15 protein-coding genes are annotated in these 18638 nt (G+C 36.2%); 3 read left to right on the forward strand and 12 right to left on the reverse strand.

The genetic code is table 11. The annotated features are described in order from the left end of the window. Nucleotides 1-188 precede the first annotated feature (188 nt). The gene (locus VHA02S_RS13560; RefSeq protein ID WP_038897741.1) at nucleotides 189-1538 is read left to right on the forward strand and encodes an MBL fold metallo-hydrolase RNA specificity domain-containing protein; all 1350 of its coding nucleotides are present in this window, start codon (nucleotides 189-191) and stop codon (nucleotides 1536-1538) included. 74 nt (nucleotides 1539-1612) lie between these two features. Here the strand turns inward: VHA02S_RS13560 and VHA02S_RS13565 are convergent, their stop codons facing one another. Continuing rightward, nucleotides 1613-2779 (reverse strand): nucleotide sugar dehydrogenase, encoded by a 1167-nt coding sequence (locus VHA02S_RS13565; protein WP_038897740.1) that lies wholly within the window; start codon nucleotides 2777-2779, stop codon nucleotides 1613-1615. Nucleotides 2780-3029: 250 nt separating this feature from the next. On the opposite strand from VHA02S_RS13565, the gene VHA02S_RS13570 reads away from it, so the two are divergent. Both VHA02S_RS13570 and VHA02S_RS13575 read left to right on the forward strand, forming a co-directional pair. Further along, entirely contained in the window at nucleotides 3030-4037 is a 1008-nt protein-coding gene (locus VHA02S_RS13570; protein ID WP_038897739.1) for a sugar transferase, read from the forward strand. 1 nt (nucleotide 4038) lies between these two features. Continuing rightward, nucleotides 4039-4848, forward strand: coding sequence for a glycosyltransferase (locus tag VHA02S_RS13575; protein WP_038897738.1), 810 nt, complete (start codon nucleotides 4039-4041; stop codon nucleotides 4846-4848). A 223-nt stretch (nucleotides 4849-5071) separates the two neighbouring features. Here VHA02S_RS13575 and VHA02S_RS13580 read toward each other — a convergent pair whose 3' ends face one another. From VHA02S_RS13580 to VHA02S_RS13630, 11 genes are all read right to left on the reverse strand, one after another. After that, entirely contained in the window at nucleotides 5072-6025 is a 954-nt protein-coding gene (locus VHA02S_RS13580; RefSeq protein ID WP_050567785.1) for a glycosyltransferase, read from the reverse strand. Beyond that, entirely contained in the window at nucleotides 6022-7236 is a 1215-nt protein-coding gene (locus tag VHA02S_RS13585) for an EpsG family protein (protein ID WP_038897737.1), read from the reverse strand. The genes VHA02S_RS13580 and VHA02S_RS13585 overlap by 4 nt, the downstream gene beginning before the upstream one ends. Continuing rightward, nucleotides 7220-8455, reverse strand: a complete 1236-nt coding sequence (locus VHA02S_RS13590) for a CDP-glycerol glycerophosphotransferase family protein (protein WP_038897736.1) — start codon at nucleotides 8453-8455, stop codon at nucleotides 7220-7222. Before VHA02S_RS13590 ends, VHA02S_RS13585 begins: the two co-directional genes overlap by 17 nt. Beyond that, nucleotides 8448-9584: a CDP-glycerol glycerophosphotransferase family protein gene (locus VHA02S_RS13595; RefSeq protein WP_050567784.1), complete on the reverse strand. Its 1137-nt coding sequence runs from the start codon at nucleotides 9582-9584 to the stop codon at nucleotides 8448-8450. Before VHA02S_RS13595 ends, VHA02S_RS13590 begins: the two co-directional genes overlap by 8 nt. Nucleotides 9585-9623: 39 nt before the next feature. Further along, nucleotides 9624-10877 (reverse strand): MATE family efflux transporter, encoded by a 1254-nt coding sequence (locus VHA02S_RS13600; RefSeq protein ID WP_127891273.1) that lies wholly within the window; start codon nucleotides 10875-10877, stop codon nucleotides 9624-9626. A 169-nt stretch (nucleotides 10878-11046) separates the two neighbouring features. After that, nucleotides 11047-11802 carry a LicD family protein gene (locus VHA02S_RS13605; RefSeq protein WP_155484949.1) on the reverse strand — a complete coding sequence of 252 codons (756 nt, stop codon included), beginning with the start codon at nucleotides 11800-11802 and terminating at the stop codon, nucleotides 11047-11049. A 72-nt stretch (nucleotides 11803-11874) separates the two neighbouring features. Continuing rightward, entirely contained in the window at nucleotides 11875-12645 is a 771-nt protein-coding gene (locus VHA02S_RS13610; RefSeq protein ID WP_050567783.1) for an HAD-IIA family hydrolase, read from the reverse strand. Then, complete coding sequence (locus tag VHA02S_RS13615) at nucleotides 12642-13352, reverse strand: phosphocholine cytidylyltransferase family protein (RefSeq protein ID WP_038897733.1); 711 nt, start codon at nucleotides 13350-13352, stop codon at nucleotides 12642-12644. Before VHA02S_RS13615 ends, VHA02S_RS13610 begins: the two co-directional genes overlap by 4 nt. Nucleotides 13353-13356: 4 nt before the next feature. Continuing rightward, on the reverse strand, nucleotides 13357-14394 hold the full coding sequence (locus VHA02S_RS13620) for an iron-containing alcohol dehydrogenase (RefSeq protein ID WP_038897732.1): 1038 nt from the start codon (nucleotides 14392-14394) through the stop codon (nucleotides 13357-13359). Between the two features lie 238 nt (nucleotides 14395-14632). Beyond that, nucleotides 14633-15619 (reverse strand): Wzz/FepE/Etk N-terminal domain-containing protein, encoded by a 987-nt coding sequence (locus VHA02S_RS13625; protein WP_038897731.1) that lies wholly within the window; start codon nucleotides 15617-15619, stop codon nucleotides 14633-14635. 291 nt (nucleotides 15620-15910) lie between these two features. Continuing rightward, the gene (locus tag VHA02S_RS13630; RefSeq protein WP_038897729.1) at nucleotides 15911-18583 is read right to left on the reverse strand and encodes an SLBB domain-containing protein; all 2673 of its coding nucleotides are present in this window, start codon (nucleotides 18581-18583) and stop codon (nucleotides 15911-15913) included. Between the last annotated feature and the right edge of the window lie 55 nt (nucleotides 18584-18638).

Genomic DNA, 18638 nt, shown 5'->3' on the forward strand with positions numbered 1-18638 from the left:
AAGGAATCTACTAACCGCATGTGTCAAACCCAAAGTTAAGTAACGAAAAGCGCCTTACATCAAAACAAAGAACCTAATCGCACTTCCGATTATTCCCACTCAATTCCATCCAACCAACGAACTCTATTCACTTACCCTGCCCTCAGATTTAGTATTGACCTATGCTTGTTCAAGGAGGAGCAATCGACATGACAACACCAATATCAGACATCGCCAGTGTGATTCACCATGGTGGAAAACATACCGTCACTGGCTCTTGTCATGAATTGAAACTGCCACACGGCAGCATCTTGATCGATTGCGGACTCTTTCAAGGCAAAGACATCCATTTTGGTAATCGCAAGGCATCACTGGATATTGAATTTCCGGTTAAATACATCAAAGCATTAGTCCTGACTCATGCTCATATCGACCATATTGGACGCCTACCTTGGTTACTGGCTGCTGGATTTAAAGGTCCTATTTACTGCACCAAAGCAACAGCCGAACTAGTACCGCTCATGTTAGAAGATGGATTAAAGCTGCAACTGGGTTTGAACTACCACCAGCGTCAACAAGTCCTCAACGTTATTAAAAAACAGCTAAGACCCCATGACTACCAACAATGGCTGCCACTTTGCAAACAATGTTACCTGCGCTTTCAACCAGCAGGGCACATTCTTGGTTCCGCTTACGTGGAATTCAAACTCCCCAATCATGAAATCATCGTGTTTTCCGGCGATCTAGGTCCGTCCAATACCCCGCTCTTACCCGATCCGAAGCCGCCAAAGCGTGCCGACTATTTGTTCATCGAGTCCACATACGGCAACAAAGAGCATGAAGACATTGCCACTCGAACTGAGCGCTTGAACACCATTATCGATCACGCACTGCAAGACGGTGGTGTAATTCTGATCCCAGCTTTCAGCGTAGGACGTACACAGGAACTGTTATTCGATATTGAACAGCTGATTCACCAACGCGACTTGTCGTCTTCTTTGCCAATTATCCTAGACTCACCACTTGCGAAAAGAGTCACGAAGACCTATCGCCGTTTCAAAAAACTGTGGGGAAAAGAAGCAAAACAAAAGCTCAACAATCATCGTCATCCCCTCGCTTTTGAACAATGCATTACTGTAGAAAACCATCGAGAACATCAAGCATTAGTGAATCGACTAGCCTCCACCGACGAGCCTGCAATTGTCGTCGCGGCATCCGGTATGTGCGAAGGAGGAAGAATCGTCAATTACTTAAAAGCACTCTTACCAGACGAAAAAAATGATGTGCTGTTTGCGGGCTATCAAGCGCAAGGAACCTTAGGGCGAGAAATCCAATCAGGCAGCCACACGGTGGATATCGATAACCAACCAATCGAAGCCAACGCACAGATCCATACCATCTCTGGATATTCTGCACACGCAGACCAAAGCGATTTATTGAAGTTTGTAACTGGAGTTCCAGCACAACCAAAAGCCGTGCATTTGATACATGGAGAGAAAGAAGCAAAAAAAGAGTTAGGAGAGAAGTTGGAAGCAGAGGGAATTGAGGTGGTTTATTGATTAGAGCGAAGCAGATACTTAAGTAAGAGTAAAGAAAGAAGGTCCTAGCAAACTAGGACCTTACCGGAAATTGATCAGTCACTACCAAACAAGTCACGCGTGTAAACTTTATCCGCTACATCGGCTAACTCTTCCACCATGCGGTTAGAAACAATCACATCCGCACTTTGTTTGAACTCATTCAGGTCTTTAATCACTCGAGAGTTAAAGAAATCTTCTTCTTTGAGTACTGGTTCGTAAACTACGACCTCAACACCTTTCGCCTTGATACGCTTCATGATGCCCTGAATAGAAGAAGCACGGAAATTGTCCGATCCCGCCTTCATGATTAAACGGTAAATACCGACAACTTTCGGTTCGCGCTTAAGAATAGCTTCAGCCACAAAATCTTTACGAGTACGGTTAGCATCAACAATCGCACCAATGATGTTGTTTGGTACATCTTGGTAATTGGCTAAAAGCTGTTTAGTGTCTTTTGGTAAGCAGTAACCACCGTAACCAAATGATGGGTTGTTGTAATGATTACCGATACGAGGATCCAAGCCAACACCTTCAATGATCTGACGAGCATCCAAGCCATGAGCTTCTGCATAAGAGTCCAGCTCATTAAAGTATGCTACACGCATAGCAAGGTAGGTGTTGGAGAAAAGTTTTACTGCTTCAGCTTCTGTCGAATCAGTAAATAGAACTTGAATATCGTCTTTTACTGCCCCTTCCACCAGCAAGCTAGCAAATACTTCGGCACGTTCACTGCGTTCACCAACGATGATACGTGATGGGTGAAGGTTATCATAAAGCGCTTTGCCCTCTCGCAAGAACTCAGGAGAGAAAATGACATTCTCACACCCCAATTCTTCCTTAATTCGAGCAGTATAGCCAACAGGAACAGTAGACTTAATCACCATTACTGCATCAGGATTGATGGACATAACATCTTTAATCACCGCTTCAACAGAAGAAGTATTAAAGTAATGCGTGACTGAGTCATAATCCGTTGGCGTTGCGATCACAACATATTCTGCACCTTGATAAGCTTTCTGCTTGTCGGTTGTTGCGATGAAGTTTAGTTCCCTGTTTTCAAGGAAGTGTTCAATCTCAGCATCAACAATTGGAGATTGTTTTTTGTTTAGCAATTCAACTTTTTCAGGAACAATATCTAGTGCAACCACTTCATGGTTTTGAGCTAACAACATAGCATTAGAAAGCCCAACATAGCCGGTACCAGCGACAGCAATTTTCATAAGGAAACCCCTTAAATTTTTCCCCAGAAGGATAACAAAAGTAAAGACAGGGTACTATGTTAACTGCAATGCAAGAATGTATTATTGCTATTTCCTACAAGAATTTAAGTAGGATGAGATCTGCTTTTTACTTATTATTGAACACCCCAAAAATCAACTTTGACTGTTTGGGATATAAATTCACCGATAAATACACTATACTTTCTTGATTATCAGAACTTGGCTAGTCTAACATTTAAAAATTTAACCTATGACAGACACTATTGGCACATCGCTTCAAAAGAGAGAAGCAAAAACGTTAACTAACAACGGGGCTCTTAGCACTCAGGCATCATCAGATAACTCGAAAGCAGGAGTTAAGGATACTTGTATATATGTTTATTGCTCGGTATCAGACGAAGAAACCATTTCTTCAGTATTAGCAAAGCACCCTGAAATCAGGGCTCAAGTAAATAACTACTCAATAAGAGATTTCAAAAACAAGACACTATGTCATTTCAGAAGCTCTCAACTAGACAGTAATCAGCAGGCATACCTTGTCGCCGCTACAGAGCTTGGGGCTTGGGTGGAACCTTTAGTGAGTTACTTTGATAGACGTTTGGGGTATACAGAAACTGAACTACTCCATAGTGGCTATTTTCTGCACCAAAAAGCTTTTTCAATCTTGTCTAATAGGAAGAACAGTTGGCAGAAAAGAGCGATTGATTTGCTTTTTGTTTTTATGCTGGCTTGGATAGCCATTCCTGTGGGACTAATTACAGCTCTTTTAATCAAGTTTGAATCACCAGGTCCCGTATTCTTTAAACAAAGACGTACAGGACAATATAATGAGGAGTTCGATGTAATTAAGTTTCGTTCAATGCGAAATGATGCTGAGAAAGATGGGGCAAAGTGGGCAACAAAAAACGATGCCCGAATCACACGAGTCGGAAAATTTATTCGCAAGACACGTATTGATGAACTACCACAGCTAATTAATGTATTAAAAAACGAAATGTCGATGGTGGGACCACGTCCAGAACGAGAAGTGTTTATTTCGGAATTAGAAAAAGAGATTCCTTACTATCGGTTTCGTCATGCAGTAAAGCCAGGAGTTACAGGTCTTGCTCAGGTGAAATATCCATACGGGGCTTCAATTGAAGACGCAGTTTGGAAGCATAAGTATGATATTTACTATATAAAACATCAAAATTGGAAGATGGAAGTGAAGATTTTGCTTCTTACTGTAAAAACAGTTTTGTTTGGGATGGGTCGCTAGTATGAATTCACCGTTTTCTGTTCTCTGTTCTCTGTATTATAAAGAGAAACCAGATTATTTAGAACAATGCTTTAAAAGTCTAGCTTGGCAAACCTTAAAAGCCAATGAAGTAGTGGTGGTTCATGACGGTCCATTAACGCCAGCACTATATGAAACTCTAGAAAAATGGCAGAAAAAACTTCCAATAAAGCAAATAATTATAGAAAAAAACGTGGGGTTAGGAGACGCACTGAATAAGGGATTAGAGCATTGCAGTAATGATCTTGTAGCTCGCGTAGATACAGATGACATAAACCATCCTGACCGATTTGAAAAGCAAATCAAATACATGGATGATAACCCACAAATAGCAGCTGTGAGCTCTGATATAATCGAGTTCGAAGTGACACCAGACAAGCCAAGCAAGGTTAAAAAAGTTCCAAGCTATGAAAAAATAGAGAAATATAGCCTTAAAAGAAACCCTCTTAATCATATGGCAACAGTTTTTAGGAAAGAAGCAGTAGAACAGGTTGGAAGTTATAAACACCATCTTTATATGGAAGATTACTATCTATGGTTACGCCTTCAATCTGGAGGGTTTAAGTTAAGTAATATACCTGAAACTTTAGTTAGCGCCAGAGTGGGAAATGGTATGTTGGAACGAAGAAAAGGGGTGCAATACGCAATTAGTGAGTTAAAATTGATGCACAAAATATATCAGTTAAAACTCACTAAAAAGCCATCAGTTGCAATGTATTTCCTTGTGCGTTCTAGCTCAAGAGTTCTGCCCAAAAGAGCTTTAAAAAACATGTATAATTACATGAGAAAATAACCAATATACCTAAAAGCAAAGCAGGACTGAAAACAAGGTCCTGCTATTAAGTTTATGTAATCAACAAGATATCAATTGAAAAATGGAAAACAAGATTGAAATCACATCAAATATAAATTAACTTACAAAGCAGCCAAGGTAATTGTGAAGTTATATTAATTTAATATACCGATAAAATATTTATCAATATAATCTGACCACTTTGAAAAAAAGAGCATTCAAATTAAACATTAATCCTCTCTATCGTTCTATATATAAACAAATAAAAATTAACTTTGAAATTATCCAAGGCCGTCGAATTACTAGTTATCGCCCTAATTGTATAATAAAAAAACAAAGGGTAATTTTTTTTCGATTTAGAAACTCTCATTTTGTATAACCACTTTTGTTTTAAATTGTAACTTTTAACATCAGATTCCGTCGGTTGATAATCACGCACTTCTAATGAATCGAAAGTATACGTACCTAACTTATCAAAGTCATTAAATTTTCTAGTTATGTAACGACCAACGTAATTCACATATGCAGCATTATTTTTAGTAATACTTGAGTTGTTGTACCTACATTTTAAAAGAACGTCGCTTATATTTCCTACTTTGTAATTGTTAACAAAAACCCTTGCTAAAAATTCTTTATCTTCCGTATGAGGAGAATCAGAATAACCATTGAGTTGTAAATATAAATTTTTCCTGCAAAAAAACGTGGGATGAACAATTCCGATTGTTCCTTTAAGAAGCAGTTTTTTCAAGAATTTGTGTGTTTGTAATTTATCTGTTGTAAAGAAACCTTCTGGCCTAGCATCATCAAACAACAAGACATTTGCTCCAACTAAGTCTAACTTATTTTCCTCTAGGAATAAAAGTTGCCTTTCTAGCCTGTTAGGTAAAGATATGTCATCGGCATCCATTCGTGCGACATACTCTCCGGTACAAAGAGAAATTGCAATATTTAAACTCCGAACTAATCCCAAGTTTTCATTATTAAACCAAGTAACTATCCTCGGATCTCTAGAACTAATGTTTTTAATTAGATTAATATTCTCAAGATTATTGGGGTTATCATTTACGATTATAAATTCGATATCTTTATGTGTCTGATTAGTAATTGAGTATATTGATTCAGCCAGCCAATCAACGTCCTCATTATAAACGCTCATTATGACAGATATTTTTGTCATTTAATAAACTCCAAAAGTGGTGAATATAATAAATTATAAGGAAAGCCATCACCTACGATGAAGCTCTCATTTGCGTAGTTGAAAGTCCTAACGTCTATCATTCCAAGCCAAATAACAGACAACAAAATAGAAAGTGCCCTTTTACGGTATAAAACCCCATTTGCGTAAGCTTGATAGAACAATGGAATAAAAAATATAGAACCATCAATAATTAATCGACCAGCTATAGTCCTAAAGTCAATAAAAGTAATTGCGAGACAAAAATACCAAAATGCAAAATTATTATAGAAACCAAATAATTCAGTTCGATCAAATGAAAATTTGCCCTTATGAAAAAAAGACAAGAGAAAAATGAACAAGCAGATAAGTAACATTATTAAAAATCTAATGTACTCTCCTGAATCGTGAAATCGATATACAGACCAATCTCCATAAATATATGTTTGTATTTTACCACTCAAAAAAGGAATAAATGTTAAGTAAGAAAAAATAAAAGCAACTTGTTTAAGAAGAAGACCTACTAATAAAGAAACAAGAAGATATTTCAGTTTGAAATCAAAAATTCTAGAAATAAAAAATGCAAGTATAGGAAAATAAGCCACTGGATGAATACCTGCACCAAGAGCAAAAAAAAGCACACCAAAAAATTTACTTCTGAAAAAAAGCACTATACCAACAGACACCAAAGAAAATGCCCAAAGAGTCTTATAACCAGAAAAAATTGCGACAAAAGAGATAAGAAAGAAAACTTTAATAAATATAGATTTTGAAGCGTTTGGGTGATTCAATTCTTTATCAAACTGATGAATAATGAAAAAATATGCACCGTAAATAGTAAAAGCGGAAACAAAATTCAACGCTTGAACTGAAAAATCAAATTTGGATAAAAAATAGAAGATTGAATACCAAAATGGATACATCATTTCATAAAGATTCTCCACTGGAAATAATCTTCCGTTATTTAAACTACTCTTATAGTACTCCAAGGAGAGCGCATATCTAACAACATCACCACTATCACCTACTCGATAGTATAGAAAAGCGACCATAGCCATAGCAAGGCAAACATTAAAATATATTATTACCCTACTTTGTAAAGAAATCCGGTTATTTATTAAGTAATAGAAAACATTAAAAAAGAAAGATAAAACGGGAAATAGGATCGTTAATATACTCAGAGATAAAGATATATAACTACTTTTCGGATTCATAGATCAATTCCAATATTTTTTCTGTTGACTTACCTTTAAAAGAATCCCATCGCTCTTGATATACTGAGTTCAAAACATCCGCTTTTAACAAGTTTTCTTCATGAATAACCTCTAATAATGAAGGTAAAGAGTATGCTCTAGTACCCGGCATAGCTTTATAATAATCTTCAATAAACCCTCGGTCATTCATGATATAACTTTCAACATCAAAAGCATAAAATATAATCTCTTTGTTTAACAAAATAAAGTCATAATAAATAGAAGAATAATCAGTAATTAAGCAATCAACTTTGGTTAATATAGGATATACATCTACTTTAGTGTCTAAAAACTCTATGTTGCTATAGCTTCTTTGGTCGCAGAAGGAAGTAGCAGGATGAAACTTAACCAGAAGAAGATAATTGTGCCTTCTAAAAGATTCATTTATAAGTTCGAAGTTTAAATTTTCATCATTCAAAAAATCATAGTCTCGCCACGTTGGCATATATATAAATGTTTTCTTATATTCAGGTATTTTCTCGGTAACTAAAAGAGTATTTTCACAATAAGGAATTATGTTACACCTTTCATGCTCTGTCATGAAGAAAATATCACATCTTGGCATGCCAAACTCTTTAATACGACCTTCTCCTTTTATTCTAAATGCTGTTTCATAATATGATGTTATTTTTTTTGATGTAGATAACAAAAAATCTGGCTTGATAAATATATAAGGAACTAGAATTCGTGATATCAAACTTTTCTCGTTATAAACTTTTGAAGAACGCGCATTATTAGCAGAAAACTCAATATGCTTAATTGGGATACCATGCCATAGATTTATTTTTACAGCTCCTCCCCAGGTCCACATGTTTACATCAATAATATGAAAACAGAATATATAATATTTGGCAGTAAGGGAATGGTAAAGTCCCTTAAATGACCACCTGTAAAACGACTCATACCCTAGATGTCTCATATCTTCAGCAATTGATTTTGAATTTGCTATCCAATAAATAGGCTTTTCTGGTTTTAACTGCTTGCTTATAAGATAAAAGTATTTACTATTATCATTAAATTTTGTGTGACACCCCACAACTATCTTGTTTTTATCTCTCGGAGATAAAAATGATAGAACCAATAATGGATAGCCAAAAATAAGTTCGAGAAGCCTTTGTAATACTTCTCGAAAACTTCTTTTCTTTAACTGAATAAAAATGAAATCAAAGACCTTAATCATCAATAACCCCCAACTTCCTTAGAACAGACTCTGATACATTATCGCTATTGGGGTTAAACTCCCTATTGAAATCAATCACTCTTTGGAGGTCAAAACTCTCGTCAAAGATACTATCGATCAGTTCATTCTGGTTATAAACTAAATCTCCAGGAACAAATTCTTTGTAATTATAATAAAAACCGCGACAAACACTTTCATATTCTTCTAAGTCATATGCATAGAATATCATTTTTCTTTTTAGAATTGCGTAATCAAAAAATAATGATGAATAGTCAGTAACAAGGACATCAGAAATCAACATTAAATTTTGAACATCGTGATAATTACTAACATCTATTATGTTTTTTTCATAACTTAGCATAGAGGAACGCTTAATATTTGAATGCATTCTTATTAAAAAAATGTAATCATTACCTAATTTTTTATTTAAAACATCCAAATCCAAATTAAGGTCAAACTTAGAATTACCATCCCTAAAGGTAGGAGCATATAAAATAACTTTTTTTCTTTTCGGTAACCCTAACTCATTTTTTATTTCCTGCATTTTTTCATTGCTACAACTAAAAAACAAATCATTTCTAGGGTAGCCAATTTCAAGAACTCTATCTCTCGATATTGAGAAGGCATTTGATAGTTTACTGGCTATGTTATCACTAGAAGATAACAAATAGGACCAACTATTTGCATCTTTAAACCAATCCTTCTTTATTCTTGAAAACCTATTATCTTCGATATCTTGAGCAATCTTCTTTAACGGGGTTCCGTGCCAAGTTTGCAAATAAATACTTTCTGGTTTAGGTTTTAATAAATAACTCTCTTGGCAGTTATCTACTCTGAATTCCGACGTAGCTAAATAATAAAAATGGCGCAGTGAATATCTTTTTACGATAACACAGTCATCGATTATTTCATTTGAATTTAAAACCCATACGATTCTTTTTCCATAATTATAATCTCGCAATGTTTCATATATAGCTTTAGGGTCTCCTGAATATTGTTCACCATAAAAACTTGAAAAAATAAAGCTACCTTTTTCTAGTTTAAGAAGCTTAAAAAGGCCATATACCGACTTTAGATACAAATGCTTTATAAATAACTTTAACGCTTTTCTTAAATTATACTTTTTCATTTTATATTAAATAACAATTACATTTTAATTAATTAAAATTTATTCATTTGCATTTCTTTCAGAAACTATGACTGAATACACTAATTTAACCCCATAAAAACGAATAAAGAAAATAGAGAGTTCCACTAAAAAAATTGTGTATACAATAGAACGCAAACTTAGCCCATAAATAAAAAAGAACACACTTAGAAATATAAAATACAAAATTACAGAAACATATGTACTTAAGTTAAAAATGTTTTCCTTCCCAAATACTATTAATATTGAACCTCCAAGATATGAACTTATCACACTGAAAGGCACAATAGCTATCATTGGCAACAAACTCTCATAATCTTGAGGTACATTCCCAGAGGTCAAATAAAATAGAACTGTTTCAAAGTTAAAGAAAATGATTAATGAAATGCAGCTAGAAATAACAAATAACCCACCACCAACACACATTGCATTATGAAAATTCTTATCTATCGAGGTTTTTGAAAAAAACACTTGACTAACGACACCTGTTGGGACCTTTATTCCATTGCTGATTTTTTCGGCAACTAAAAATATGGCAACTTGATCGTGTAATGCTTTATACCCCATAATCATAGTGCTTAATCTTGAATATACTATTACGCTAAGCCTAGATAAAAAGAAATAGAAATTATCTTTAAGGGACTCTACGATTTGAACTCTACTCGGAAGAGCATAATCCAAACAACCACGTTTATATATAAAATAATACATGACGACACATGATACAAAATAATCTAATGTTAGTGCAAAAATATACCCGCCAGCATTATATGAAAAAAAGTAAAGCACTAATATTAATGATACCTTCCCAGGTAAAATAACTTTGGGAATTGTGCGAGCTTCTCCTAAAGCAACTAAAACCCAAGGAAGCAAAAATTGAGATAACACCCAATATGGCGTCAACAGCATAACTAAATCAAAATCCAAATACGGAGAATAGTATGCCACAGAAGAAACGACAATATAAATCAAAGTAAATAATATTAACTTTGATGTCAATATTACATTAAATCTGTCTATAAAAACACCTTTACTTTTTCGAGCTTCGGATAAGTTTTTTAATCCGGAAATCTCATAACCATAGAGAGATATTACGGTGCCAAAATCTAGAATCGCAATATGGTATAAAAGGTTACCTAACTCGGATACTTCTATACGGTCGTATAATATAGGTAAAGATAAGATAGGGACAGCCAGTTGTATCAGCTTAAAAACAATTAAAATTGTTACACTTTTTATTTCATCTAAATTATACTTTATAATTCTGGACAACATATATAACATTCACACCATTAAACAAACTATAATCATAAAATAGATACCATTTAACACCGCATTTCAGGTCGAAAAATAAAGCTGTACATCAATGTAATTGTATTCAACATGCTAAAGTTAACAGAATAGGTATTTTATGAACTTAAAGCATCAAAGTATTCTGTAATTTTTATTGTCTTTTTATTTTCGCTGGTTCTCCTTTTGTGATTTCATATTTTTTAGATTTTGTATATCCCCATTTCTTATATGCAACATTCATATAATCTTTACCATATGCTTGTTCAAGCATTCTGACGTTATTTGGACCTTGAAGTTTTAAATCGTAAAAGTCATACTTCCTTGTAGGGAACACATCACTTTTTTTACATGTCAAACTACCATGCTCTAAATCATGATACATTGTTATAGAATCCCCTTCATCATGCCAAATATCAAAGTCTAAGTGTAACGTATTAGTTTGGCTGTAAAAAACTCGAATATAACCTCCTGATTTTTTAATCATATATTTATCATTATAAGATTCGTTTAAAATATCAGTTACTTTTTCAACATCTTTTTCTAGAATTCCAATATCGATATCTGTGTCCCAAGGAATCAGCCCTTTATGTCGTACACTACCCAAGAAAGTTCCATAGTTAATAAAATATTGAATGGAGTTTTTTTCTAAAACCTCTGTAACGTCTTTCAATATTTCATAGAGATTACTAGCACAGCATATTGGAGTATCCTTGCCAAGTAGATAATATTTGTAGTTCCCACTAAATACATTCTGATCACATCTTAATGTTCCCTTGCTACATTCCTTTTTAGATGTAATAATATTGTCTAAAAGTCTAACAAATATAAACTCAAAATATAGATATGCTGCCTTGACGGTTCCAAAGAGCCCGACCTGGACAAGAAATGACTTAATATTTTTTTTCATAATAAAATTTATAAAACCAAAAAAAAGAAGGGACACCGTATAAACTTGGAGCATCCCTTCGTTTACAAAACACTATAATACTTTGTTTAAGAAATCAGACAACGAATCAACAACATTAATATCATCATTAGAAGTTAAAGTGTCGTTACCCTTTTGATATTCTCCAGTGCAGACTAAAACCGTTGTAGCACCTAACTTCAAACCTATCGCAGCATCGGTGTATACACGATCGCCAGATACTAATATATCATCAGAATCTTTGGATATAACACGAATTAAATCACACATGATATCACTAGGTTTACCAAAGTCTTTCATTGGTTGTTTACCTGTAGTATGCGAAATTAAATTAGCTATTGCACCACAGTCAGGGATTGGGCCATTTTCTGAAGGACAAGCCAAATCTATGTGTGTAATTACCCATGGAATACCACGATTAATAAAAGCACATGCAGTTTGTAATTTTTCGTAGGTTAATTCTCTATCAAACCCAACAACTACTATATCAGGTTCACTATTTGAATATTCACAATCTGCTAATGAACATACTTCATTAGAAAAATCAATTGTCCCAACAGTATATATCTTTCTATATTTGGTTTTTCTTAACCAATCGGCAAGTGTAACAGTAGGTGATATCACACAGGATTCTTTTGTTGGGATGCCTAAAGTATTCAATTTTTCATAATACTTTGCCAACGAAACTGACGTATTATTAGTCATGTAATAAATTTCAGTTCCAGATGATTCTAATTTCTTTAAACTATCTTTAATTCCAGGCAATAATTTCCCATCGACATAAATAGTACCATCTAAATCAAAAAAAGCGTGGGTATATATCACTTGAATAGTTCCTCTGCTTTTTTAAGATCATCGTGATTATCTACTTCCATCCAACTGAGACCATTAAAATCAACGCATGATATATCAGTTAAATTAGCAATATCATTAATTGCCACTTCATTCCACTTATCTAAAACACCATTTTTATTGTACTCTCGCATAACTTCCAAAAGCTTATTAACATCTTCTTGAAGGAAGTTATAGATATCAATAGAAGTAAATATATTATTTTCTTCTGGAAGTAGCTTTGATATTTCCACAACTTTATCATTTTGAAGTTTTACTTTCATATTCTCTTCAAAGTATTCAGAAGAGTCTATTGCAATAGCAGTATTATTCAACTCCAACATTTTCGTCACTATCTCGTCGGAATATATACAATCTGCATTTACAATAACGCAATCTCCGTAGTTAGTACTTTCCAAAGCCAAACGACATGACTCCATGTTATTTGTCGTATCATAGTCACTATTTATTATTACTTCGATACTTTCATCAATGACATTCATTGCATGAACAATTTGTTCAGACAAGTAACCAGCAACGACAGTAATTTTATGGTCAGAACTATTTTTGATAATTTGCTTAACAAGTCTAACGAGTAAAGGCGTTCCTGCAACTTTTACTAATGACTTAGGAGTCGTTTCAGTAATTGGACGCAGGCGACTTCCAATACCCGCCGCCAGAATAATAACATTTTTTTTCATAATTTCACCGTCTCATCGTTCTTTCGAATTCTCTATACTTTAACAATAATTCATCATCTGTAAAATCGTCAATTATTGTTTTCCTTCCTGGTCGTGTTTTTCTCGCACAAGAAAAAACCTCAACTAATTTATCATCGGCTAAGTTTTCATCTGTTAAACATTCTTTAATCATAAAGTGTTTAAATAATGAAATTATTTTTTTATTACTTTTGTTTTGCAAATATAGGCTAAAGAGCGTCGCTCTTCCTACTTTTTCACCATGTAAGAGATTTGTAGATATCCCTAGCTCATCCAGCGCATGACTAATTAGATGCTCACTACCACTACATGGTCTACTACTCCCCGCATACGCCATTGCCATTGCAGATAAAATTTGACCATGAATTACAGCACGCAGAAACTCTGGCGAATCAACTTCCCATGACACACAGTCTAAAAGTTGGAATGCAGCAATTCTAGAAAATTGATATGCCAGATAATGCATATTGGTTTGACCATGCTCTTCGGCATATTCCCAATCAGAGGTAGCACTGATATTACTTAATAAATCTAATGCTGCAGCTATGATATATTTTTTAGGTGCCTTTTTGATTACCTCTAAATCAATAAAAACATGCTCAGGCATTTTTCCCGGTAAACTGTATGTTTTTCCATCTCGACTTAGAACAGCAATAGGAGAAATTAAACCATCATTAGATACGACCGTAGGAAATAGTATCAGATTGTTTTCCGTCACATATGCAAGACGCTTGCTGAAGTCACAAACTTTACCACCACCAACACCTAATATGGTACATTCTTTTGAGCTGAGCTGTGGTTCTAATTTGTTTAGTTCTTCAACCGAGTTATTGTGGACAATAACTATCTCTTTTGGATTCAAATTTGCTTTTATAATGAGTTTTTTTGCTATATCAAATGAAAACCCAGGACCACATATTATGAATAACTCTCCAGTTATAATATCAGTGTAGTCATGGATTTTCTCTTTATCAAAAAACTCGTTATTAATAATATTGATACTTGTAGGAAAGTCTACTTTCATATTAACCTTATAGTTTTCTATTTGGTTTTTTAGTATAAATTAAGTAATTATTTATAAAAACACAAAGTTAACCATCGTGATTTCATTAAATTAGTGAACTATCAAACCAATTTTTATTAAACACATTGTAACTTAGAGAGCCAGCAACATCCCCCCTACAAATAGTAGCCTGTATAGAATAATAGGATATTATATAACCTCTAGATATATCAAACTCTACATCATGTAATTAATACAATTATTCCTGAGAAGTTACATCATCATTTTCAGCGAAAGCAAAGCGTAAAAAGACAATCGCAATACCAATTAAAATGCCAAACAAAGTGCCTAACACACAAATGAGTGCACGCTTAGGTTCATCTTTCAGTTCAGGAACTACAGCAGGATCTATTACTTTAAACACAAATTCTTCTTGAACTTCTGCTAACATCAAGCTTTTAGTTTGGTCTTCTATTAGCTTGTAGAACGTACTTTGCATATCTGCAATAGCTGTTTTTTGTAGTTGAGTGTTTAAATAAGCCAAGTTTTGGGAGGTCTCTGCGATTGTACGAGCTCTCATCGCTTTATTTATGTCTACAATTAACCAGTTTACCCACTCTTGCGCAACGTAAGGTGAATAGTGTCTAATAGATATAGCGTATAATCCGCTCTCTTGGTCTTGCTTTATATTTAATATCTTTTTTCGGAAAAACTCAGTAGCCTCTTGTGCACTTGGTTGTGCACCTCGCAAGCCTTTTGCTTCACGCAGCCATTCATGTGTTTCAGGATTGTAAAGATCTTTATCGATGATAAGTTTGTTGTTTCCTATATCCCACCCCTTTGCAGCCATCAGAGGTACCAATAAATCGTGTTTATCTATGAAGGCATCCAAAAATTGACGAGATTTGATAACTTGTACAGCTAAATTAGCTTGTGAGGCTTCACTTCCACCAAGATTGACTCCAGCTAGAGCGGCTAACCCCCCTAATTGACCTGCCATTTTTGATAAACCACCTCCGTTTGAACTTTCTGCGGGAGCCAACAAAGCATCAGCTTTATAGATATTTGGCAGGCTTAATGCGTAAAGTACGGAACCAATAGCAAACACAAATGTTGTCGCGAGAATGATCCACTTGCCTTTCCATAAGGCTTTAAATAGCTCATGTAAGTCGATTTCATCATCTTTGGACTGGGATAGGGGTGGGTATGGTAGATAATTTGGATTGGGTTCTTTTTGTGGTTCCATTGGTCTTTAGTCCTAAGCTCTGAGGTTCGTTATATTGGACTCAGAGATTGGTGAAATTTGGTAGATTGTTCTCCGACGTTCAAACACAACCGCGCTGTGACAAGATTCCTAGTCTCGCTTCGGCTCGCTGGAATGACGGGCTACGGCTGAATAATGCCACTATTCGTGTTCAGAGTAGTATTTGCCGTTTTGATTAATTATGTTCATAAAATTGAGCTTATGTAACTTTCATCGTTACATAAGCTCATACTATTATTGAATTTCTAACCTTGTTTAAGCTGATTGGTTTCGTTACTTCAACGCGTTTATCGCTACACCTGTTTGGTAAAGGATTTGCGTAGCTGCAGTCCAAGTGCTTAATGCATCGCGGTAGTCAGTATCGATTGGCACAACAATCGTATCGCCAGCTTTTAACTGTTCGTGATTGTTACCAAACCAGTATCCTGATGTTGGTTTGTAAACCGAACCATCTGCGCGCACAACGAAGATACGGTCTTCATCCGCTTGTTTTTTCGCACCACCGGCTTTGTTCAAGTAATCGTCTACATCTAACTTGTTATCCAATAGGTATGTAATTGGAACTTGAACTTCACCCATGATCGAAACCGTGTTTCGGAAGGTCGGTACAAATAAGAAGTCACCGTCTTCTAACATAAAGTCCGCAGAACGCTCGTCTTTAAGGATACGATTAAGCTGTACGACCATACGACCAAGCGCTTTGCTGCGACTTGCTTCTTCAACAAACTTCAGTGTTTTGTCGGGATCTGAAATAACCGAGCCCATATTGCTGTCTGCGCGGAAGGTTTTCTTCGCAGTTTCTGCTCGCATATCTGCAGCATATTGGTTTAGTAGCTTTTGCTCTTGAAGGCGCAAAGCCTCACGAGTAAAGATAGCCCCTTGCGGATGTGCGAATTCGGTTAAACCACCAGCACGCTCTAACAGTTCACCTAAGGTCTCGCCCTGACGGACGGTGTAAGTACCCGGGAAGCGAACTTCACCTTGCAGTGTTACCGTGCTTTGCAGTTTGACGTTTGGCTTCTCAAGAATATTCAAACGGTCTCTACCAACAATAATGGCATCGTCAGCCGTGCTGCCCTTAATCGCTTGGCGCAAATCAATTCGCTCAACATCAATAGAAGCGCGCTCATCTTTACTGTTAATTACCGTACGAGCTAACTCGGCGTTGATGGTGAAGGCGTTATAAGTCAAACCACCTGCAGCTTCAATCAAGGTAGAAATCGTCATACGGGGAGTAATTGGGTAACGCCCAGGGTGTTTTACCTCACCGAAGACTTCGGCAATTTGTGGAGCCAAACCCAAACGCGACTGCTGTTGAAGTTGGAGCAGCACAGGTGCAAGCAAAGTGCGACGCGTATTTTGCTTTAATGCTTCAAAATCGTCTTTAGTGATTTCTTTGCCACGGAACACGATCTTTGGTTGCTTTGAATCTTTTTCTACTGGAGTGGCAGAAGACACCGCCACTGATGAGCTCATGACTTCTTGCTCTTTCAATTGCTCTTGCTGTGCTTGAAGTTGAGCTTGCTCTAAGGTTTTCGCTTTGGTAACTGTCTCTTGATCCGCTAATGTATCCAAATCTTCGTTATTGAAGCGGTTAAACACTAAGACTCGATCGCGAGAGTTCAGCTTCAAGTTATCTTTACTCGTTGGAGAAAGAATCGCGTTAGCAAGATTGACCTGATAAACCTCGATATCGCGTTGAGGGTTAATCTCACGCACAACAATGGCATAGCTTACATCTGCAGTAGAATTAAATGAGGTATCAACGGATTGGAATAAATCTGCGATTCGCAGCCCGCTCTTCCACTCTATAAAGCCCGGATGACGAACATCACCTTCAATTTGTACGTAACGGGTCAGCTCTTCATTTTTCTTGAGCACATTAACCGCATCACCATCTTTGACTTTAGTTTGTTGGTCATGTGACTGGCTAAAGTTCAGTGTTAATGCATCGCGAGCACCTTTTGCGGCGTAACGCTTCACTTCGATTTGGTCGCTATAAGCGTTAGCCGTAAAACCACCCGCCATTTGAATCGCTTGCTTATAAGTTTCACCTGGTTTGATTTCATAGATTGCAGGACGGTTTACTTCACCATCAATCGAAATCGTGTTACCCAATGCACCGATGAAGACCACGTCCCCTGGTAACAAGCGGATGTCGTTACGCGCATCACCTTTAAGTAACAGGTCGTACATATCCAGTTTACTAATTACCTGACCATTGCGCTTAAGTTGCACGTTACGAAGGGCGCCACTCTCACTAAAGCCACCGCTATAGTAAATCGCTTGAGAGATCGTAGTTAGGGCGCTCACCGTGTAAGCGCCAGGCTTGTAGGCATCACCCATAACAAAAACTTGCATGGTGCGCATTTCGCCCAATGAAATATCACTACGAACTCCGATCATTTGCTCTTTTACACGCTGATTTAGAGAATCACGCACGTCAGGGAATGTCATCCCTGCCACTTGAACAGGACCAAGAGAGGGGAAATTAATGATGCCAGCGCGATTAACGCGAAGGCGATGAGTCGTATTCTCTTTACCAAAAAGTTGGATAACGATTTCATCACCAGCCCCTACCGTGTAGTCAGCCGGAACAGGCACGTCACTGATTGGCGCAAACGTCGTCGGTGAACCTGCAAACAAATCTAAGCCAAAACGTTTTAGACCTTGTTCGTTCTTTTTTGAGTCTTTGACTTTTGCTCCCGCCGCGCTGCTTGTGACCGGACGTTGTTCAATCACTTGAGGATTTTGGTAACTACTTGGTTGAGTTGAAGTACCGGATGGAACAGATACACCGTATTTTTTTGCCAATGCTTGTTGCTGATCTTTTGGCAAATTTTGGAACATCTGAATTTGTTCTGGGGTTGGAGTCTGTGCCTGAGTAAGTGGCGTAAATAGGCTTGCCAGAATGCAAGCGCATATCGAGAAATATCCTTTGAGCATGATAATTCGCTATTTAAAGTCAGAAGTTAAAAATCCTAGCCACAAAACTAGGCGC

It is taken from the genome of Vibrio harveyi NBRC 15634 = ATCC 14126 = KCTC 12724, assembly GCF_001591145.1.
In the GTDB taxonomy this organism is placed as follows: Bacteria; Pseudomonadota; Gammaproteobacteria; order Enterobacterales; family Vibrionaceae; genus Vibrio; species Vibrio harveyi.